Here is a 19,526-nt window from a genome sequence, read left to right as displayed (position 1 = left end):
TTCCTCCTCTGAAATTTATTTTATTATTATGTTGCTTATGTTATGCTGTCTCCTGGCCAGTAGTCTGGCCCTTTCAATGTTCTGCCCGCCCCTTCCAATGGCGATTCTCTTGTTTTTGGGATCGGTTTCTACTGTGGCTATTTTTTCACCGTTCTCCTTCTGGAGTATCCTTATGCTCCTCACCTTTGCAGGTGCCATGAGGTTCTTTATGAACTCCACAGGGTCGTTTGAGTGTTCGATAACCTCAACGCCCTTGTCAACGGCCTTCTGAACCTTGGCAACTGTGCTTCCCTTTTTACCGATGGCAAGACCCATATCTCCCTTCTTAACAAGGAATGTTATCCTGCCGCTATCGTCGTCAACGATGCAGTCCTTTACCATTGCACCGGTCATGCTTTCAAATAGTGCAATGTACCTTATCTCGTTGGTGGTGAATTTGATGGTCACAGGAACCTACCCCACAATTTCCAGTATTGTTGAATCACCGGGGTCCTTGATGAGGAGGGCACCCACGGTGAATGGTTTACCGCATACAGAGCCTAATTCGACACTGGTGCCTTCATGAGTGTAAACTGGAATCTCTGATAGACCAGCATAGTATTCTATATCCTCCTTCAGGTCCTCTGGAATGTTACTGGCCATTACAACCAGTCTTCCTTTACCCAGTTTAAGGTTCTGGACTGTCTCCTTTGATCCAAGAATAACATTACCAGTATCTACAGCGACTCGTATTCCTCTATCTATGTCCATCTACTGCCTCCTATTTTTTCATTATAACACTAACGGAACCTGTACCCAGGGGTATAGGTTGCCCTATAATAATGTTCTCTATAATACCGGTGAGATGATCGACCTCTCCCCTGATACTTGCTCTTAGAAGGTGTTTCCCGGTTTCTTCAAAAGAAGCCCTTGCAAGGACGCTCGCTTTCTCACCGCTAATACCATGTCTTCCAATGGACTTGACAGAACCATCGGCAGTCATCATATCTGCAACGAGCATTATATGTCTTATGTCCACGGTGAGACCCTGTTCCTCCATGGTTCTCTTTGCTTCGTGAATTATCGCGTTTCTGGCTGCCTCTATACCAAGGACTGTTTCTATCTCATGAATGTCGTTGGTGGTCGTCCTGACCTTATCCACACCCTCTTCTTTAAGAACAGCTCCAAGGTTTGAACCCTCTGTATGGATTACCCATTCATCATCCTCTTTACGGATAACCACCTTGCCTATATTTTTAACCCCGCTTATCTGGAGTTTCCTTACTTTATCTGCAAGCAGTCTGAGCTCCCTTATGGTTGGCTTGGGGGGTTCAAATCTCAGTATGTTGTTATCTATTTCTACTTTCTTAAAAGTTTTTTCCACCTTGGCTATTATATCATCATATTCAAGGTGTTTTTCACGGATTTTCTCATCATCCAGCTCTGCTTCAACTGACATGTCGGCATACTGGATGCTGAAATTTTTAAGGACATCGTTGAGGGTGCTCTTACCTATCTTGTTGGCCTTTTTCCTCACGAACTCCTCATCGTATTTCCTGTCGCCTTCAAAGTATATGCTCATTGTTGGGGTGGATATCTTCTTCCTGGCATCCACTATCTCGATGAGCCTGGGGAGACCAAGTGTAACGTTGAGCTCAGCCACCCCTGCATAGTGGAAGGTACGCATCGTCATCTGGGTACCTGGTTCACCGACTGACTGGGCGGCCACTGTACCAACGGCTTCACCGGCCTCAACCATGGCACGTTCATAGGCCCTTCTGACACCCCTTACAAGTTCATCGAGTTCATCGTCACTGAGGCCGTGCCTTTTAATTGCTTCAGCTATCTCTTCAATGAGCCTCGGGGGGAACTTGGCCCTCTTCCTTTTGACGAGCTCCCTGACCTTCAGTATCCTGAGGTATTCATCCTCCACGGCCTTTAACAGTTCTTCTCCTTCAAGGCCCCTGTTTCTCTCACATATCCTGCTGAAGAGCCTTACAAGGTCATGGAGCTCGGGGTCCTTCAGTTTTTCCTCCTCAGCAATCCCTGCCACGTATTCGGTGACAGGGTCCGGGAGCATAATCCCGTTCCTGGAGGAGTAATCCTCTATCTTTTTAATAACGTCCTGCACAGAATCACCTTACCCCTTCACTTCCCTGATTTAAGCCTTATCTCCTGCACGAGTTTGTCAAGGTCAACTATCTTACCGTAATCACTCTTCGCCGGGTCCACGCCATCCTCACCGAAGCGGGTCTGTATGATAACTCCCCTGTTGTCAACGACCCTTCCATTCTCATCCACCGTGAGGTCCTGGAGGGCGTTCACAAGACGCCTCTGCATGTAACCGCTCTGGGCTGTACGGATGGCGGTGTCCACAAGACCTTCCCTTCCACCCATGGCATGGAAGAAGAATTCAATGGGGTCGAGTCCCTCCTTGTAACTTGAGTGCACGAATCCACGTGACTTAGCACCGAGTTCTCCCTTCTTGAAGTGGGGAAGCGTCCTGTTGTCGTACCCCCTTGTTATACGACCACCACGGACAGACTGCTGACCGACACATGCGGTTATCTGCGTCAGGTTAAGCATGGAACCCCTTGCACCTGTAAGTGCCATTATAACCGCGTGGTTCTCGTCCATGTCAAAGTAGCTCTCTACAATCTCCCCTGACTTGTCCCTGGCCTCACCGAGGACCTGCATTATCTTCATCTCGAGGGTTTCCTCAAGGCTCCTTCCGGGGTGGGGTTCGAGTTCACCGTTCTCATATGCCTCGATGAGCTGGTCTACACGGGCCTCGGCATTCCTGAGATGGGCTTCTATGCGTTCCCTGGCCTCCTCAGGGATCTCCTCATCGTTGGTACTGGTGGTGAAACCTGCATGCATTATACCGGCAATAGCCAGTTTTGTGGCGGAGTCGAGGAATTCCCTGGCGGCTTCGCTTCCATACTCCTTCACTATCTGGTCAAGTATCTTACCTGCAAATGCTCCGTAGGCCTTCTCGTCAATGACACCTGTTACCAGCTGACCGTTCTCTATGACAACGTAGGCGTCGTTTTCACAGTCCATCTCAAGGCATTCGTCACATTTCCTGCAGATCTCCGCACGGTAAACCATGTTGAGGTCGTCCGGGAGGACCATGCTGAATATTTCCTTACCTGTCCACTCGCGGCCCTCCCTGTCGGGGAGGGGGAGCCCTGCCTTCTTGAGGATCTGGAAGGCCTGCTCCTCACTGAAAACAGCCTTTTTCCTTGTGAGGAGGTATGCTCCTGAGATATGGTCGTGTATACCCCCGATGATGGGTCCGCCGAACCTTGGTGAAAGGATATGCTCCTGGACACGCATGAGGGTCTTGGCCTCTGCACGGGACTCCTCTGTCTGGAACACGTGCATGTTCATCTCGTCACCGTCAAAGTCAGCGTTGTATGGGGGGCAGACGCAGAGGTTTAGACGGAAGGTCTTGTAGGGGAGGACCCTGACCTCATGGGCCATCATTGACATCCTGTGGAGTGATGGCTGACGGTTGAAGAGCACTATGTCCCCGTCCTTGAGGTGCCTTTCAACTATGTAGCCGGGTTTGAGGTTTTCCAGCACAACATCCTTTGTCTCATTGTAGATCCTTATCTTCCGGCCGTCGGGTCTTATAACGTAGTTTGCGCCGGGGTGGACGTCCGGTCCGTTTTCTATGTACTCCTTCATGCGGTCTATGTTCCACTCGGTGACATAGACCGGTACCGTGACCTCCTTTGCTATCAGTTCAGGGACGCCCACCTCGTTTATGCTTATGTTGGGGTCAGGGGATATGACTGTACGGGCTGAGAAGTTAACCCTTTTACCTGAAAGGTTGCTCCTGAAACGACCCTCCTTACCCTTCAGTCTCTGGGCCAGGGTCTTGAGGGGCCTTCCTGACCTGTGCCTTGCAGGCGGCACTCCTGATGCCTCGTTGTCGAAGTAGGTTGTCACATGGTACTGGAGGAGCTCCCAGAGGTCCTCAACGATGAGCTGGGGCGCTCCGGCTTCCATGTTCTCCTTGAGGCGCTGGTTTATCCTGAGGATATCAACGAGTTTATGGGTGAGGTCGTCCTCTGACCTTTCACCTGTCTCCAGGGTGATTGATGGTCTCACGGTAACCGGGGGGACCGGGAGTACGGTGAGGACCATCCATTCGGGTCTTGCAACCTCCGGGTTGACTCCGAGGAGAAGGGAATCATTGTCGGTTATCCTCTCAAGGCGCTCCCTGACTTCACTTGGTGTTAGCTTGTAGTCGCCCTCAACGATTGAAACCGGTTTGTCAAGTTTTATTTCTTCCTGTTCCTCCTCACAGTGGGGGCACCTGTCACGTCTTGCCTCTGCGTATATCTCCTTTATTATGGGTGTGAGGCTTTCCTCCCTCTCCATGGCTTCAAGTATCCTCTGCCGGTAGTCCTGGATTTCTGTTTCCGTCAGGAGTATCCTGCTGCATTTCCTGCAGATGGATCTGAGTATCTTGTGTATGGTGTCTGCAAAACCAACATGGATCACGGGCCTTGCAAGGTTTATGCTTCCAAAGTGCCCGGGGCACTCACCACCCTTGGCACCGCAGCTTCTGCACCTCAGACTTGGATCTATAACCCCTAACCTTGGATCCATGAGTCCGTTCTCGATGGGGTACCCGTCCTCGTCATAGGTGTCCGGTGTCACTATCTGGGCCACGGACATCTTCCTTATATCCTCAGGGGACATGAGCCCAAAGTTTATCTGGGAAATTTTCTTTAAAATTCCTCTCAAGGTATTCTCTCCTTTGGTTTATTCCCTTAAATCCATTATCATGCCTTATCTTCAAGTACAAGCTTTGGGAAGATGCATAGACTTTTAAGCTCGTCCAGGAGTAATTTGAATGCGTATGAGATCTCCACAGGGAATGATTCAGAGTCCTCACATATTGGACAGTACTTCTTGTCCCTGATCTTGTCGTAGATGGCTATCATACCACATTCCGCACATACGAGGGCCTCGTACTTGTCTGATTCATCAAGAAGCCTCTCTTTCAGGGCCAGAGCTGCTCCATGGGCGATCAGACAGTCCCTTTCCATTTCACCGAATCTGAGACCTCCTTCCCTCGCCCTTCCCTCTGTGGGTTGTCTTGTAAGGACCTGCACCGGACCCCTTGAACGCGCGTATACCTTATCTGTTGTCATGTGGTGGAGTTTCTGGTAGTATGCAACGCCTATGAATATCTCGGCCTCTATCCTTTCCCCGGTTATGCCGTTGTAGAGTGTTTCAACACCTGCACTTTCAAATCCGTTGGCCTTCAGGGCTTCCTTCAGGTCCTTCTCTTCCTCACCGGTGAAGGGTGTTCCGTCCACGCGCCGCCCCTCCATGCAGGCGGCCTTACCTGCAAGCATCTCAAGGACCTGTCCCACCGACATCCTTGAGGGTATGGCGTGTGGGTTCACTATGAGGTCGGGTACAACACCGTCCTCTGTGAAGGGCATGTCCTCCTGTGATACTATGAGGCCCACAACCCCCTTCTGACCGTGCCTTGATGCGAACTTGTCACCGAATTCTGGCTGTCTCTGTTCACGCACCCTTATCTTGGCAAGTCTGCTTCCCTCAACGGTTTCTGTGAGGAGAACGGCGTCAACGATTCCCTCTTCCCCGCGCCTCACGGTTACCGATGTTTCACGTCTTCTCTCTGCAACCGTTCCAAATTCATCGATCTCTTCAAGGAAACGGGGCGGTGATGTTTTACCGATGAGCACATCGCCTGATGACACCTCTGTTTCTGGGTTGATTATACCGTCCTCGTCAAGGTGCCTGTAGTCCCTCTCTGAACGGTAACCCCGGACACCCTTCTCAGGTATCTCGAAGCGGTCCTCCTGCCCCCCGGGGTATCTGCGTTCCGTTGCCTCATATGACCTGAAAAATGATGACCTTGCAAGGCCCCTTTCAAGGGATGCCTTGTTGAGGATGAGGGCGTCCTCCATGTTGTAGCCCTCGTAGGACATGACTGCCACCACGAAGTTCTGACCGGATGGCCTTTCATCGTAGCCTATCACGTCGATTATCCTTGTCTTGACTATGGGGACCTGGGGGTGGTGGAGGAGGTGGGCGCGTGTATCCGTACGGAGGTCATAGTTTGATGCGTAGAGACCAAGGGCCTGTTTTGTCATCCCCGCCTCCATGGTGTTCCTTGGGGATGAGTTGTGGTTTGCGAATGGTATGATCCCTGCACAGATACCCAGCATGGTTGACGGGTCAATTTCAAGGTGGGTATGTTCCTCTGTGACCTCCTCGGGGCTCATTGCTATGTAGGTGTTCTCCTCCTCCTCGGCGTCAAGGTACTCTATAATCCCCTGTGATATGAGGTCGTCCCATTCCATTTCACCGGAGCTGAGTTTTTCAAGGTGTTCCTCCTTGAGGAGGGGTTCGCCGTCCTCCACGATGATCAGGGGTCTTCTGGCCCTCCCGGGATCCGTGAAGATGTATATCTCATGGTTTTCAGGGTAGTGGGTTATGTTCATTTCATGGGATACTTCTCCGGACCTTCTCTTAGCCCGTATCTCCTCAACAAATTCTTCAGGATTGTCGCAGGTCCCTATAAGTTTTCCATTAATGTAGATCTTGGTTTTATTCACGTAACAGCCTCCCGGTGGAAAAAATTAGTTAATAACCCCCATTTTTTTGATGACTTCTTCAATTTCATCAGGGTCTGAGCCCTCGGATATCTTGGCCATGAGGGCGAGGTTCTTGACAAGACCACAGTTCGGACCTTCAGGGGTCTCGTTGGGGCAGATCTTACCGAACTGTGTCGGGTGAAGGTCCCTTGCCTCGAAGTGGGGCTGGCTCCTGCTCAGTGGTGATACAACCCTCCTCATATGGGAGAGTGTACCCATGTAACTTGTCCTGTCCAGTAGCTGGCTCACACCTGCCCTTCCACCGACCCAGTTACCTGTTGCGATGGCGTGCTTCAGGTTTTCGCTCAGGACGTCGGATCTCACGGCCTGCTTTACAGAGGGTTCCTTTCCCCTTGCAAGGCTCCTCTCGAGCTGGTAGCTCATATCCCTGGTTAGACTTGTGAAGGCAACCCTGAAGAGGTCCTCCATGAGGTCTCCTGATACCCTGAGGCGCTTGTTTGTGTAGTGGTCCTTGTCGTGGGGTTTGCGCTCCCCTGAGATGACCTGCAGGAGCATCTCTGTCATCTCAGCAAGGTACACTGCCTTTTCAAGTCTCTTATCGGGTTCTGTTCCTATGTGCGGTAAAAGATAACGGTCAATAACATCCTCGGCCCTTTTTATACGGTAATCCTCGGTCATGCCCTTGGCAACGCGGTTACCGATGTATTTTATGGCGCTTCTTATGAGGTATTCCCTTCTCTCTTCTTCATCCATTTCTTCCATTTTATCGCTGTCAAGTTTCAGCTTGTCAAGGGATACCTGGATGTCGTCTGCAGCTATCATCTGATAGTTGAAGTCATCTGATATGCTTGTGATGATCTCCTGGTCGGTTGCAAGGCCCAGTGCCCTCAGGAGGATTACAAGTGGAAGTTCTCCCGGGACGTAGGGGAACGATATCCTCAGGAAGACGCCTGTCTTCCGGGGCTTCCTGTACTCGAGGGATATTCTTGCCCTGAAACCGCTCCTTAGGGATGTGACGATGGCCCTTGCCCTGTTCTCATCCTCTTCACCTATCCTTTCAAGGATTATCTTGTTGGGGGCTATCTCCTCCATTGTTACAATGGACCTCTCTGATCCATTGACGATGAAGTAGCCTCCAGGGTCTGCCGGGTCCTCGCCCTTTTCAATGAGTTCATCTCTTCCGAGACCATGCAGGTGGCATATCTCTGATTTGAGCATAACAGGCAGTTCACCGATGTAGACCTTCTCGAATTCTGTCTCGGAGCCGCCCTCCTTGAGGAGCCTCATTTCAAGGCTCATATGGGCGGAGTAGGTCAGGTTCCTTAGCCTTGCCTCTGTAGGGTATATCTTGCTCTTGGAACCATCAGCCTCCTTTATGAAGGGCTTTTCGATGGTAACCTTCCCGGTCTCAACGGTGTACTGGCCCTGTTCAAGTTCTATAGGTTCGCTGGTGTCTATTATTTCCTGTATCCTGTTACTCACAAAGTCGTTGTATGAATGGATGTGGTGGTCCACCAGGTCGTACTTATCAAAAAACGCGTCTACCAATCCCCATGCACTTTTTTTCATGGACTTCCTCCAAAACAAATTAAATGATGAATAATTATCATGCCGACCCTATCTTAATCTGGAAAATCAGTCCTGAACGAGCCTGTATGTAATGAATTCCTCTGCAGTTGCACTTCTACGAATTATCTTCACTATATCCCTCCTTTTAGCACCTATGGCCTTCACCACAGGGTCAGTTGTTTTTATCTTGGGCAGCTGTTCTGGATGCACATCCAGCTCCTTCAGCACCCTTTTTGCTTCAGAATCATTCAAAACAACATGTTCCGGAACCAGCTGGTGTTTCAAGATATCCTTCTTCACAATTCAGTCCTCCAGATAAAAAGTCACCGTAAAATTAGATAGCGGGCCCGACGGGAATTGAACCCGCGACCACTTGGTTAAAAGCCAAGCGCTCTGCCAGACTGAGCTACGGGCCCTGAAGGAACGCCCTGGCCGGGAATTGAACCCGAGTCGCGGGCTCGACAGGCCCGCATGATAGCCCCTACACCACCAGGGCAGGTCTCCAGAATGAGAGCATACCACTGTTCTCTCTTTTACCTGCTTATATACTTTACCATTGCTGTATGACATACATGTTTTAAATGTATATTTTCATAGTATTTAAAGCTTTCACACCGATGGTGAAGTCCCGCCTGCCGGACTTGAACCAGCAACCCTCGGATCTACAGTCCGATGCTCTGCCAAATTGAGCTAAGGCGGGTGATATACATCATTGGGGGTGATGTATATTTAAGCTTTGTGGATGGGACCACCCGGATTTGAACCGGGGTCTCAGGCTCCCAAAGCCCAAAGGATCGACCAAGCTACCCTATGGTCCCTCTATGAGTATCATTTAAAGCCCCGGACGGGAATTGAACCCGCGACCACGAGATTACAAGTCTCGCGCTCCACCAGACTGAGCTACCGAGGCATTTCCAATGTTAGTAACTACTCCCTTATATAGTTTGTGGTTAGGGGTGCGTGCATTCCTCAAGCACCCTCACCGCAGGCAGTTCCTCACCTGCAAGCAGGCTTATGCTGGCACCACCACCACTGCTTATATGACCTATCCTGTCCTCAAAGCCCATCTTAACCGCAGCAGCAGCAAGATGACCTCCACCTATAATCGAGAACCCATCTGATGATGAGATGGCATTAAGGATGTCCTGGGTCCCGATACTGAAATCAGGGTTTTCAAAGACCCCTGCAGGTCCATTTGCAAATATGGTCCTTGCTTCACGGATCCTCTCGGCATAAACCTTGATGGTCTCCATTCCAATGTCCTGTATCTGGAGGTTCGGTATCTTTGAAACAGGGACATCCACCCTTTTACCATCCCTGCACACGGCAACATCCACGGGGACAAGTATACGGTCACCGAACTTCTTCTTAAGCTTCCTCGCAACCTTTATGAAGTCACAGTAACCCCTGCTTTTAATGAAGTCACAGTTCACTCTCCCTATCTTCACACCGGAACCTGCAAGGAATATGCTGGCAACAAGTCCAGTTGTCAGTATGAGGTCGGCGCTCCCGTTTTCAAGGACATTCTTCATGACCATGATGGAGTCATCCACCTTCACACCGCCCAGCACATAGACACAGGGCCTCTTAACATCCTTAAGGGCACTGTAAAGGGTTTTAAGCTCCCTCTCCATTACACGCCCTGCGGCGGATGGCAGCTTAACTGCGAAGCCAACAAGGGAAGGCTGGGACCTGTGGGCTGCTGCAAATGCATCGTTTATGAAGAAGTCAATAAGGGGTGATAGCTTCCTTACAAGGTGCGTCTCGGCCTGTTCAGATGGGCTTCTCTTGAGGACCTCCTCGGAGTAGAAGCGCACGTTCTCAAGGAGCAGCACCTCACCATCCTTAAGCTCCCTTATACTCTCCCTTGCAGCGCAGCCAAAGATGTCATCCACGTACCTGACTGGCCTTTCAAGTATCCCTGAGAGTACGTGGGCGTGCTGCTCCAGGGTGGTGAAGTCCTTCTTCCCGGGCCGGCTCTGGTGAGCCATCACAACGGTTCTGGCTCCCCTGTCCGAGAGTTCACGTATCGTTTCTGCATGGAGCCTTATCCTTGTATCATCCAGTATGGTCCCGTTCTGTGGGTCAACAGGTGAATTTATATCCACCCTGACAAGGACGGTCCTCCCTGACACCTCAAGGTCATCGATGGTCTTAAAGTTAAAGGACATTGAAGACCCCCCATCATATCTTACTTACAAGGTCAAGGAGGGCCCTTTCAGGGTCATCTGCAAGGATTATACCCGATGCAAGGAGCACACCCTCCGCTCCCAGGTCTCTGGCGGCCTTCATATCATCACCCGTGGATATTCCGGCACCGCAGAGGACCTTAACGTCTGGGTTGATTTTCTTCACAGCATCCACACTTCCGGTAACAACCTCAGGTTCCGCCTTTGACACAGGTATCCCTGAACCTATAAGTTCCGGTGGTTCAACAGCCACAAAGTCAGGTTCAAGGGCTGCGGCAGCAGCAGTGGTCTGCACATTGTTGGTACAGACAACAGATACCATATCAAGTTCCCTGACCCTTGATATAACAGCCTCCACGTCCGCAAGGAGCATCCTCCTCTCGGAGTGGTTTATGAGGGTGCCTCTAGCACCTGCCTCCAGGGCACACTCTGCAAGCACGCTGCCGGTATGCCCCCCTGCCCTGATGGGGTCAATGTGCTGGGCCATAACAGGGATCTCAACGGCTCCCGCAACCCTTGAAAGGTCCATGTGCTGGGGCGCCACCGCTATGTTCACGCCTGTTTCATCTGCAACCTTCTGACAGGCTGATGCCAGTTCAACGGCTCTTTCACCGGTTGACTCAAGATACGTTTTAAAGTTCAGTATAACGATGGGTGTGTCTTCCTTCAACTCCAATCCTCCGGATGATTAATGAGAATTATCTGATAGTATGGAGGGTATCTATTATAATAATATGTGTCAGTTATAACTCTGCTTGGGCGTGACTGGAGGGATGATCCTGTACTGGATGATGATATAAAAAAAGATGTGTAAACATTATACTACATGTTGTAGGTTATTATACTACATGTTGTAGGTTTTGACAACGGTGTTTGTCTTCCCACAGGTTGCAGTATAATGTTTACTTCCATATCTCTTTGTTACCAGTGACGGTTCAAAGCTTGTCCATCGTCCCTCAGAGTAGACATGGAGCCACCTGTGCCTTGATGAAGCTGATGTTGCACCCTGAACTACCTTTACCTTGTAGCCGTTGGCTGCAAGTTTCTTGGCGGCCCAGTCTGAAAGGCCCCAGCAGTCACCGTACCCTGCTTTTTCAACACCCTCTGCTGTGTGCGGACCACCGGACCTGTGGTTGAAGTTCCTGTTTATGTAGCCAGCGAGTCTTTCAAGGCCCTCATCGCCCTGGAGGTCATTGAGTCCCTCTGAGCCTGCTGCACGGGTGTAGGCCTTCCCTGTGGTGGTCCTGTAACTGGCCTTTGACCTGTACTTTCTCTTGACCTTTGTCCTGTAGGCGGCCTTTGTGTATTTCTTCTTTGTATATCTGGTGTAGCTCTTGGATTTCTTGGTGTACTTCTTTGTGTAAACAGCACTTACCTTAACTGCTTGTTCTGACTTTATTAAAGTTGGTTTTTCGCCAGTGGAATCTTGAGATTCCATCTGTCCTAGAGGTATGGTACTCACTGCTACTGCAAGTGCAAGTAGAGCGAGGTAACGCGAGTGTCTCTTAATCTTACCGCCTCCGCTGATGGCAGGTCATATCCTGCCGACCTTACCATGAACCTTAATCAACATCACAGATATATATAAATCTTTGTTTCCAGAGGAAGACAACAAAGCTTATATACTGCCTTTCTCTTGATTTGGAGGACTCTCAGACTGAATTGGAGGATAAGGTTTTAACTAGCTATTGGAGGGCCCTGTTCATCCAGCAAAGGAAACAGAGGGCCTTAAAGATACTTAAAGGCCCTTAAAATCCATTCAAATACATTGTAGATTAAATATATGTTTTAAGGCGTTAAAAAGTATTTAAATCCATGCAAAGCCCCCTGATGGATTAAAGGGGCGTTTAAGGGTCCATGAATACCCTGCTATGATAATAACCATCAGGATTTTAGTATGATGAAAGTTATCTTTATATCAGGGCGTCCAACCTATAAATTAGAGCAGTCTTATCAAAATTTAAGATGGGTCATGGATGTATTCAGAAGAAGCAAGGCAAAGAATGGAGAGAATGGGGTACCGTTTTGTTGGAAGCAACCTCCACTCAGCCGTTAAAACGTGCCTCTGGACAAAGAAGAGTATAATAAATGAGGGAGTCTGCTATAAGGAGAAATTCTACGGGATTAAAAGCCACAGATGCCTTCAGATGTCCCCGGCAGTACCTTTCTGCCAGCAAAAGTGTCTTTTCTGCTGGAGAAACCTCTCATCAACGCGTGTTCAGTGGGAAGGCCCGTGGGATGAACCCTCAGAGATAATAGACGGGGCGGTTGAGGCCCAGAGGAACCTTCTCTGCGGCTACTTCGGTAACGAGAAAGCCGATAAAAGGAAGGCCCTTGAGGCACAGGAACCATCAAACGCAGCAATATCACTGGCAGGGGAACCCCTCCTTTACCCGGACATGGACGGTCTCCTTGAGGAATTCCACAGGAGAAACTTCACAACCTTCCTTGTCACAAATGGCCTTGCAGCTGAAAACCTCGAGTCCCTTTCTGAAGAACCAACACAGCTCTACATATCCCTGGACGCCCCTGACAGGGAAACATATGAAGAACTGTGCAGGCCTCAGATTCAGGGGGCATGGGAACTCATGAACCAGTCCCTTGAACTCATGCCCTCCTTCAGGTGCAGGAGGGTTCTGCGGATCACCGCGGTGAGGAACATTAACATGAAAAGACCGGAACTCTTCGCGGATATGATAGAAAGGGCCCGCCCAGATTTTGTTGAGATCAAGGCCTACATGTACATAGGTTACTCAAGAAGGAGGCTTGAGGTAGATAATATGCCCCTCTTCTATGAGGTTTACGAATTTGCAGAGAAAATCGCAGCCGAATCCGGCATGGATATAGTTGATGAGTCAAGGGAAAGCCGGGTCGTCCTTCTGGGATGATCTGCATACATTTCTTTTCATCTGATATCCCATGCACCTAGAAGTTATTGGTATAGTTGATACTGAAAACCACCAGGATCTAGGGCATCAAGCTTCAGGATGTTCATGGTTATTGGTATAGGGACCCTATTGAGGAAGTCTGCTTATTCTTTCATGGTTAACGGCCTGGAGGACCCTATTCGTCCTTTGAGGTTACCCATACCGGTATAAATACCCGGAGAACCATAATAATATGGAGGTGGTATCTATGAGAAAACTAGTTCTGGGACTTCTCATCGTCATCATGGTGACCGCACCAGTATTTGCTGCCTCCGGGTTTTCAATAACACTTGGTGAGGCAACAGACAGCAACCCTGCCTACAGGAACTCTGTCCTGAATTACTTCAAATCAAAGACAGACAGGGATATTAACAGTGCTGACATAAGGGTTATAAGGGCATCTGAGGTTAATGAGGTCTCAAAGGGCATCACGGGCCTTGTCTATTCACCATCCCAGATCCTCTCCTGTGCAATGGTGGACCTCTCCTACTCGGAGGGGATAAAGGTCTCGGTTGATGCAAGCAAGATAAGGGTGGTGACACCTGAAATGTACGCCAATGCCCTGAGGTCCTCGGGTATAGATCGTGGATACGTGGTGGTAACATCACCAGTCCCTGCATCCGGTGAGGCCGCCCTTGCAGGGGTTCTCAGGTCATATGAGATTGCTGTGGGTCAGGAGATCCCTGAGGAGGCTAAAAAGGTTTCCATAGAGGAAATATACCTCCAGAGTCAGCTTGCAAATGATACCAATGCAACAGGGGACCAGATAGCACGGCTGTTCGGGGAAGTTAAAAACCAGACAGAGAACAGGAACCTTCAGGACCCTGCTGATATACAGAACGTCGTTGTTAATGTTGCACAGGACATGAACATCAACCTTTCAGATAACCAGGTCCAGCAGGTTGCTGATTCGGTTGCAGCATCCCAGAGGGTTCAGGGAAACCTCACGGACTTTAAACAGAAACTTGAAAGTATGAGCCAGCAGGCTGGAGGTGCAGATATACTGCAGCAGATCTACGATTTCCTTGTGGGTATCTACAACTACATAGTGGGGATGACTTCCCCATAAGGTTTATTTTTTCTGACTGCCTTACAATTATATTTATATTTAGAGCTCTACAATATTTCCTACATGTTGATAGCTCAGAATAACCTTCAGTTCATACTGAAAGTTGCAGTGATAATCCATGTTGGGGTGCTTCTGCTCTTCAACGTGGTGGCAGTTCCACTGAGCCTCGTGATGTTCCTTGGAACACTGATCACGATTATAATTGCATTGGTCTTCGCACTCGACGCAGCATTCCTCTTACTTCCGCTTCTCTCACACCATGAGTTCACACACCCCTTCGGACCCTTCGCAGTGTTATTCTGGGTTACCATGGTGGCATCATTAAACCTCCTGACAGAGGCAGGTATAAGGTCAACATCCATTAAGAAACTATCACTCCTCCTCTTCTTCATCATAGCAATTGCAGGGGGAATCATGCACAGATCATTCCTTATACTCTGGCTTTCCGGATGGGCCTTCGGATACATACTCATGTCCCGGAGTTTCAGGAGAAGCACAAAGATAACCCCGAAGTCCATTGCATCATTCTTCCTTGCAGGGGCAGGGGCCTTCGCCCTTCTGGAGTTCCTATCAAAGGTTCTGAATAAAAGTGTTCTGAGCCCCATGCTCAGGATAACAAGGCTTGAAGAAAACACGATCCCAAGCCTGTCCCTTGTACTCAAGAACACGACCTTCTGGGGCCATGTGCAGGGGTCATGCTACTGGAAATCGGCATGCCTCGGAGGCGCCGATGGATACATAACGCTACCGGTTACAATGATACAGAACCTCGGGCTCCCCTATCACATATTCTATGGCGTGCTTGTTGTTAAGAAGGATTACATAGACTACATGCTCCCGGGGATATTTGCGGTGGCATTTGATGCAGGATTCTTCGGCCTCATCTTCCTGCTCTCATGGGTGATGATAGTAACCATCTCGGGTCTGAAGGTTCTTAAGAGGTACCAGGAGCAGAGGTTAAATGGAAGCAGAATGTACCTTGGAAGGGAGGCCCTCCTGATAGGTTCTCTGGCGGCTTTTCTTTCCCAGAGCCTTATTGGACTGTTTATATTCAACAGGTCCTTTAACTCATCAGCCCTCCTTACGTATATTATAATATCCGCCATGGTCATGGCACACACGGTTACCGTTAAGAGGAGCATTCAGTGATTGTTTTTTTTCCACTTTCTTGTGGAGTTCTCTGGGTTTGTGATGTGGCCAGGAGAATAACCTTTGAAAAGGGAGGATATCATAAGGAAATCAACTCTTTCAAAAAAAAAAAATAAATTATTTTGAAATTTCAACAGCCTTTTCAGCAGCCATTTCAAGGGAGGTTTCAAAGGGGATGCCTGCTTCTTTAAGGATCCTCTGACCCTCCTCTTCATTGGTACCTGTAAGGCGTATTACCAGGGGGACCTCCCTGCCTGCGTCTTTCAGGGCATTCACAACTCCACGGGCCACATCATCGGCCCTTGTTATACCCCCAAGGACATTCAGAAAGATGACCCTTACCCTTGGATAGGAAATAACGAGTTCAAGGGCCCTCCTTATAACCTCTTCTGATGCACCGCCACCTATATCCAGGAAGGTGGCAGGTTCTCCGCCTTTAAGTTTTATGAGGTCCATGGCTGTCAGTGTAAGCCCGGCACCGTTACCTATCACTGCGATATCACCATCGAGTTTAACGAATGCGAACTCCTCGGGCTCGTATTCATCCATCTCCCTGAACTCAGGGTGACGGTAGATGGAGTCATCATCAACCTCCACCTTGGCGTCGGCTGCAACAACTTCCCCATCCGAGATCACAAGGGGGTTTATCTCGGCAAGGCGGGCGTCATACTTCCTGAAGAGGCTGTAGAGTTTCCATATAACACCCCCGACCCCGGGTATCAGTTCACTTTCAAGGCCCATCTTCCTTGCTATCTCCCTGGCCTCGTATGGCAGGAATTCATCAAGGGGGTTTACATGGTACCTCACTATCTTCTCAGGAGACTTCTCTGCCAATTCCTCTATATCAACGCCGCCCTCAATGCTTGCAATTATAAGGGGCATCTTCTCTGCCCGGTCAAGGACAACGCTAACATAGAGTTCCCTGTCTATTGGTATCTTCTCCTCAATGAGCACCCGTTCAACGGTTTCCCCTTTAATCTCTGATGAAAGGAGCTTCCCGGCGACTTCAGCAGTATCTGATGGTGATGCGAAAAGTATTCCCCCGGCCTTTCCACGTCCACCCGTGAGCACCTGGGATTTCACTGCAACGTCACATCCAAGTTTTTCTGCAATACCTGCAGCTTCCTCGGGTGTTTCTGCGACACCACCCCTCGGTGTGGGTATTCCCTCCCTTCTGAAGAGTTCCTTGGCACTGTACTCATATAGTTTCATGGGGACACCTCCTTGACTACCTCACGCCCAGCCCTGAATGCCATGAGGTTTTTTTCATCCGTACCAGGGGGTACACTGTCCCTTATGGCGTTCTCGGCGCCCTCAACACTCACAACACCGGTGGCCTCTGTAAGGGCTCCCATCATGACCATGTTGGCGACTATGGTTAGACCTATCATCTCCTCGGCGGTCCTTGTTGCAGGGGCCCTGAAGTACCTTACATTCCTTTCCCTTATGAAATCCTTTATTTCAGACTCAACGACCATGTCAGGGTCCACGATGAGCGTACCCCCCCTTTTAAGGTCGTGCATGTAGGTTATGAGGGCCTCGTGGGACATTGCAACGAGGATGTCGGGGCTCTGGACCTTGGGGTAGTCTATCTCCTCATCACTTATGACCACCTCGGCCCTTGAAGCCCCGCCCCTTGCCTCAGGCCCGTAGGACTGGGTTTGAACAGCGTATAAACCATCATAGAGGCTTGCAGCTTTCCCGAGAACTATTCCTGCAAGTATAACTCCCTGACCACCAAATCCAGCTATTCTGATTTCTCTTCTCACTTCAATCATCTCTGTAGGCTGATCTGATTATCCTGAGATCCGATCCTGACCTTTCACGGACCATCTCATTTATCCTTTCGCAGAGTTCAGGTCGGGGGTTATCTGAGAACTCACCGACTATAAGCTTGCCCTCAACCTCTTCAGGGTCCATTTTAAGGGCCTTCCTCCGGTTTAAACTGTTCTCCTTCATGAACTTCATCATTTCAACGGGTGAACGCATCCTGTTCTTCCTCCCAAAGTATGTCGGGCACTGGGCGACTGCCTCTATGAATGAGAAACCCCTGTTTTTAAGTCCCTTTTTTATGGAGTTTGCAAGCTGAAGGGGGTGTGCTGTGGTCCACCTGGCAACATAGCTTGCACCCGCGGCCTTCACAAGCTCTGCAAGGTCAAAGGGTTCTTCAAGCGCCCCGTAGGGTGCCGTGGTCCCGAAGCTCCCCTCGGGTGATGTCGGGCTTATCTGTCCACCGGTCATCCCGTATATGCTGTTGTTTATGCAGATAACCGTCAGGTCAACGTTCCGTCTTGCACCGTGTATCAGGTGGTTTCCGCCTATGGCGGCGGCGTCACCATCCCCGGTGAATACAACCACATCAAGAGACGGGTTTCCAAGTTTTAAACCTGTTGCGAATGATATTGGCCTTCCATGTGTGGTGTGGAGGGAATCGCACTTCACATAACCCGGTATCCTTGAGGAACACCCTATACCCGAGACCATTGCAATGTTTTCGAAGTCAAGGCCCGCCATCTCCATGCCCTTGAAGAATGTGTTGAGCACTATCCCGTTACCGCACCCTGCACAGAATATGTGTGGCAGCCTTTCCCTCCTCAGATACTTAAGGTAGGGGTTTTCTTTTCCATCCATACTAACACTCCTATCTGTTCATCTTCAGTATCATTTCAAGGATCTCCCCTGGCCTGTGGATCTCTCCACCTATCTTCGGGAGCAGTTCAACGTCAGCCATTCCACCAGCAGCCCGCTGAACCTCATAGAACATCTGACCAAGGTTCATCTCAACAACAAGTAACTTTCCGGACCTTTCAGCCGCCTCCATGACTTCTGCTTCGGGGAATGGCCATGGTGTGTTTATCTTCATGTAACCCGCCTTGACGCCGTTTTCCCTTGCCATTTTAACTGCGGTTGCAACTGAACGTGATGGTGCACCGTAGGATATGACTGTTATGTCAGCGTCTTCGGTGTACCTTTCATCCACATCCACTATCCGGTCCCTTTTTTTCAGTATCTTGTCACAGAGCCTTTTAACAAGTTTATGGTGTCCCTCGGGGTTTGAGGCGTCGGGGTATCCCCGTTCATCATGTGTGAGTCCTGTTACAGGGATTTTGTAGCCGTCCCCAAAGGCCGGCATCTCAGGGACACCATCATCGGGGGCCTTGAATGGAAGGAATTCCTCCGGGGGAAGCTCAGGCGCCCTTCTTTTCCTTACAGGGACCCTTTCGGGTATGGTGATCTTCTCCCTCATGTGCCCGACGATCTCATCGCTGAGCACGGTTACGGGCACCCTGTACTCCTCTGCAAGGTTGAAGGCCTTAACCGTGAAGTCAAAGCACTCCTGGACCGATGAGGGTGATAATGCTATTATCTCATAGTCGCCATGGGACCCCCACCTTGCCTGCATCATGTCGCTCTGAGATGCCATGGTTGGCTGGCCGGTTGATGGCGACCCCCTCTGGACATTGACGATAACAAGGGGTGTCTCTGTCATTGCAGCGTATCCAATGTGCTCCTGCATCAGGGAGAATCCTGGCCCTGAAGTTGCTGTCATCCCCTTAACACCACTCCAGACAGCCCCGATAACAGCTCCAAGGGCTCCTATTTCGTCTTCCATCTGGACAAAGACTCCGCCCTCGCGTGGCAGGATGGCTGCCATTTCCTCCGCTATCTCTGTTGAGGGTGTGATGGGGTAACCTGCAAAGAACCTGCACCCTGCCTTGAGGGCTCCCCTGGCGCAGGCATCATTTCCCTGTATAAAATATTCTTCACTCATCTTCATACACCACTATTGCCTGATCTGGACACATCATCATGCATAGCCTGCACTTGGTGCACCTTTCAAGGTTTTTTGGGACGGGTTCATGGACACCCTTCCGGTTCAGCTTCTCTGATCTTGCGTAAACCCCTTCAGGGCAGAATTCTCTGCATATGTCACATCCCTTACAGAGCTCCGAGTCTATCCTTATCATGGTAATCTTCCATTGAGTGTTATATCCAGAGTTTGGTTTCTGAATTATAAATAATTAATCAGGGA

At 49.8% G+C, this 19,526-nt stretch carries 18 protein-coding genes and 5 tRNA genes; 3 read left to right on the top strand and 20 right to left on the bottom strand.

Annotated features, from left to right (window positions below):
• Positions 1-15: 15 nt before the first annotated feature.
• The 15 genes from N5910_RS07270 to N5910_RS07200 form a co-directional block, all read right to left on the bottom strand.
• A complete protein-coding gene (locus N5910_RS07270; RefSeq protein WP_074359337.1) occupies positions 16-447 on the bottom strand; it encodes a NusA-like transcription termination signal-binding factor in 432 nt (143 codons plus the stop codon).
• Positions 448-453: 6 nt separating this feature from the next.
• Positions 454-750, bottom strand: a complete 297-nt coding sequence (locus N5910_RS07265) for a 50S ribosomal protein L30e (RefSeq protein WP_074359336.1) — start codon at positions 748-750, stop codon at positions 454-456.
• A gap of 10 nt (positions 751-760) precedes the next feature.
• The gene (gene rpoA2 / locus N5910_RS07260; protein ID WP_261599479.1) at positions 761-2,110 is read right to left on the bottom strand and encodes a DNA-directed RNA polymerase subunit A''; all 1,350 of its coding nucleotides are present in this window, start codon (positions 2,108-2,110) and stop codon (positions 761-763) included.
• Between the two features lie 17 nt (positions 2,111-2,127).
• Positions 2,128-4,740, bottom strand: a complete 2,613-nt coding sequence (rpoA1, locus tag N5910_RS07255) for a DNA-directed RNA polymerase subunit A' (protein ID WP_074359335.1) — start codon at positions 4,738-4,740, stop codon at positions 2,128-2,130.
• Positions 4,741-4,778: 38 nt separating this feature from the next.
• On the bottom strand, positions 4,779-6,590 hold the full coding sequence (gene rpoB / locus N5910_RS07250; RefSeq protein WP_074359334.1) for a DNA-directed RNA polymerase subunit B: 1,812 nt from the start codon (positions 6,588-6,590) through the stop codon (positions 4,779-4,781).
• 24 nt (positions 6,591-6,614) lie between these two features.
• Complete coding sequence (locus tag N5910_RS07245; protein ID WP_191216124.1) at positions 6,615-8,159, bottom strand: DNA-directed RNA polymerase subunit B''; 1,545 nt, start codon at positions 8,157-8,159, stop codon at positions 6,615-6,617.
• Between the two features lie 66 nt (positions 8,160-8,225).
• A complete protein-coding gene (locus N5910_RS07240; RefSeq protein WP_261599478.1) occupies positions 8,226-8,459 on the bottom strand; it encodes a DNA-directed RNA polymerase subunit H in 234 nt (77 codons plus the stop codon).
• Positions 8,460-8,501: 42 nt separating this feature from the next.
• Positions 8,502-8,575: transfer RNA gene (locus N5910_RS07235), tRNA-Lys, on the bottom strand.
• Between the two features lie 8 nt (positions 8,576-8,583).
• A tRNA-Asp gene (locus tag N5910_RS07230) sits at positions 8,584-8,655 on the bottom strand.
• A 130-nt stretch (positions 8,656-8,785) separates the two neighbouring features.
• Positions 8,786-8,859 (bottom strand) — tRNA-Tyr (locus N5910_RS07225).
• A 43-nt stretch (positions 8,860-8,902) separates the two neighbouring features.
• Positions 8,903-8,977 (bottom strand) — tRNA-Pro (locus tag N5910_RS07220).
• An 18-nt stretch (positions 8,978-8,995) separates the two neighbouring features.
• Positions 8,996-9,069 (bottom strand) — tRNA-Thr (locus tag N5910_RS07215).
• Positions 9,070-9,109: 40 nt separating this feature from the next.
• Positions 9,110-10,330 carry a phosphoglycerate kinase gene (locus N5910_RS07210; RefSeq protein ID WP_074359331.1) on the bottom strand — a complete coding sequence of 407 codons (1,221 nt, stop codon included), beginning with the start codon at positions 10,328-10,330 and terminating at the stop codon, positions 9,110-9,112.
• Positions 10,331-10,343: 13 nt separating this feature from the next.
• Complete coding sequence (tpiA, locus tag N5910_RS07205) at positions 10,344-11,018, bottom strand: triose-phosphate isomerase (RefSeq protein ID WP_074359330.1); 675 nt, start codon at positions 11,016-11,018, stop codon at positions 10,344-10,346.
• 174 nt (positions 11,019-11,192) lie between these two features.
• Positions 11,193-11,786: a transglutaminase domain-containing protein gene (locus tag N5910_RS07200; RefSeq protein WP_145924540.1), complete on the bottom strand. Its 594-nt coding sequence runs from the start codon at positions 11,784-11,786 to the stop codon at positions 11,193-11,195.
• Positions 11,787-12,324: 538 nt separating this feature from the next.
• Here N5910_RS07200 and twy1 point away from each other — a divergent pair.
• The 3 genes from twy1 (at position 12,325) to N5910_RS07185 (ending at position 15,493) form a co-directional block, all read left to right on the top strand.
• On the top strand, positions 12,325-13,236 hold the full coding sequence (gene twy1, locus N5910_RS07195; protein ID WP_261599477.1) for a 4-demethylwyosine synthase TYW1: 912 nt from the start codon (positions 12,325-12,327) through the stop codon (positions 13,234-13,236).
• 247 nt (positions 13,237-13,483) lie between these two features.
• Complete coding sequence (locus N5910_RS07190) at positions 13,484-14,344, top strand: DUF1002 domain-containing protein (protein ID WP_074359327.1); 861 nt, start codon at positions 13,484-13,486, stop codon at positions 14,342-14,344.
• Between the two features lie 63 nt (positions 14,345-14,407).
• Complete coding sequence (locus N5910_RS07185) at positions 14,408-15,493, top strand: hypothetical protein (RefSeq protein ID WP_074359326.1); 1,086 nt, start codon at positions 14,408-14,410, stop codon at positions 15,491-15,493.
• Positions 15,494-15,610: 117 nt separating this feature from the next.
• On the opposite strand, the gene sucC is transcribed toward N5910_RS07185, so the two are convergent.
• Genes sucC through N5910_RS07160 form a run of 5 tightly spaced genes read right to left on the bottom strand, consistent with a single transcriptional unit; the run spans position 15,611 to position 19,461 of the window.
• Positions 15,611-16,705 (bottom strand): ADP-forming succinate--CoA ligase subunit beta, encoded by a 1,095-nt coding sequence (gene sucC, locus N5910_RS07180; RefSeq protein WP_074359325.1) that lies wholly within the window; start codon positions 16,703-16,705, stop codon positions 15,611-15,613.
• Positions 16,702-17,262, bottom strand: a complete 561-nt coding sequence (locus N5910_RS07175; protein ID WP_261599476.1) for a 2-oxoacid:ferredoxin oxidoreductase subunit gamma — start codon at positions 17,260-17,262, stop codon at positions 16,702-16,704. The genes sucC and N5910_RS07175 overlap by 4 nt, the downstream gene beginning before the upstream one ends.
• Position 17,263: 1 nt before the next feature.
• Entirely contained in the window at positions 17,264-18,124 is an 861-nt protein-coding gene (gene korB / locus N5910_RS07170; protein WP_074359323.1) for a 2-oxoglutarate synthase subunit KorB, read from the bottom strand.
• A 10-nt stretch (positions 18,125-18,134) separates the two neighbouring features.
• Positions 18,135-19,265 carry a 2-oxoacid:acceptor oxidoreductase subunit alpha gene (locus N5910_RS07165; RefSeq protein ID WP_261599475.1) on the bottom strand — a complete coding sequence of 377 codons (1,131 nt, stop codon included), beginning with the start codon at positions 19,263-19,265 and terminating at the stop codon, positions 18,135-18,137.
• Positions 19,258-19,461 (bottom strand): 4Fe-4S dicluster domain-containing protein, encoded by a 204-nt coding sequence (locus tag N5910_RS07160; RefSeq protein ID WP_074359321.1) that lies wholly within the window; start codon positions 19,459-19,461, stop codon positions 19,258-19,260. Before N5910_RS07160 ends, N5910_RS07165 begins: the two co-directional genes overlap by 8 nt.
• Between the last annotated feature and the right edge of the window lie 65 nt (positions 19,462-19,526).

Origin of the sequence: Methanothermobacter wolfeii, from assembly GCF_025397995.1 — an archaeon.
Classification (GTDB): Archaea; Methanobacteriota; Methanobacteria; order Methanobacteriales; family Methanothermobacteraceae; genus Methanothermobacter; species Methanothermobacter wolfei.
Note: the sequence above shows the minus strand (reverse complement) of the source record. Positions and strands in the feature narration are given on the sequence as shown.

Bases quoted from the DNA above. Each gene is read 5' to 3' on its own strand.
- N5910_RS07265 (WP_074359336.1), bottom strand. From the start codon at position 750: ATGGACATAGATAGAGGAATACGAGTCGCTGTAGATACTGGTAATGTT.
- N5910_RS07245 (WP_191216124.1), bottom strand. From the start codon at position 8,159: ATGAAAAAAAGTGCATGGGGATTGGTAGACGCGTTTTTTGATAAGTAC.
- N5910_RS07210 (WP_074359331.1), bottom strand. From the start codon at position 10,330: ATGTCCTTTAACTTTAAGACCATCGATGACCTTGAGGTGTCAGGGAGG.
- N5910_RS07200 (WP_145924540.1), bottom strand. From the start codon at position 11,786: ATGGAATCTCAAGATTCCACTGGCGAAAAACCAACTTTAATAAAGTCA.
- twy1 (WP_261599477.1), top strand. From the start codon at position 12,325: ATGTATTCAGAAGAAGCAAGGCAAAGAATGGAGAGAATGGGGTACCGT.
- N5910_RS07190 (WP_074359327.1), top strand. From the start codon at position 13,484: ATGAGAAAACTAGTTCTGGGACTTCTCATCGTCATCATGGTGACCGCA.
- N5910_RS07185 (WP_074359326.1), top strand. From the start codon at position 14,408: ATGTTGATAGCTCAGAATAACCTTCAGTTCATACTGAAAGTTGCAGTG.
- sucC (WP_074359325.1), bottom strand. From the start codon at position 16,705: ATGAAACTATATGAGTACAGTGCCAAGGAACTCTTCAGAAGGGAGGGA.
- korB (WP_074359323.1), bottom strand. From the start codon at position 18,124: ATGGATGGAAAAGAAAACCCCTACCTTAAGTATCTGAGGAGGGAAAGG.
- N5910_RS07165 (WP_261599475.1), bottom strand. From the start codon at position 19,265: ATGAGTGAAGAATATTTTATACAGGGAAATGATGCCTGCGCCAGGGGA.
- N5910_RS07160 (WP_074359321.1), bottom strand. From the start codon at position 19,461: ATGATAAGGATAGACTCGGAGCTCTGTAAGGGATGTGACATATGCAGA.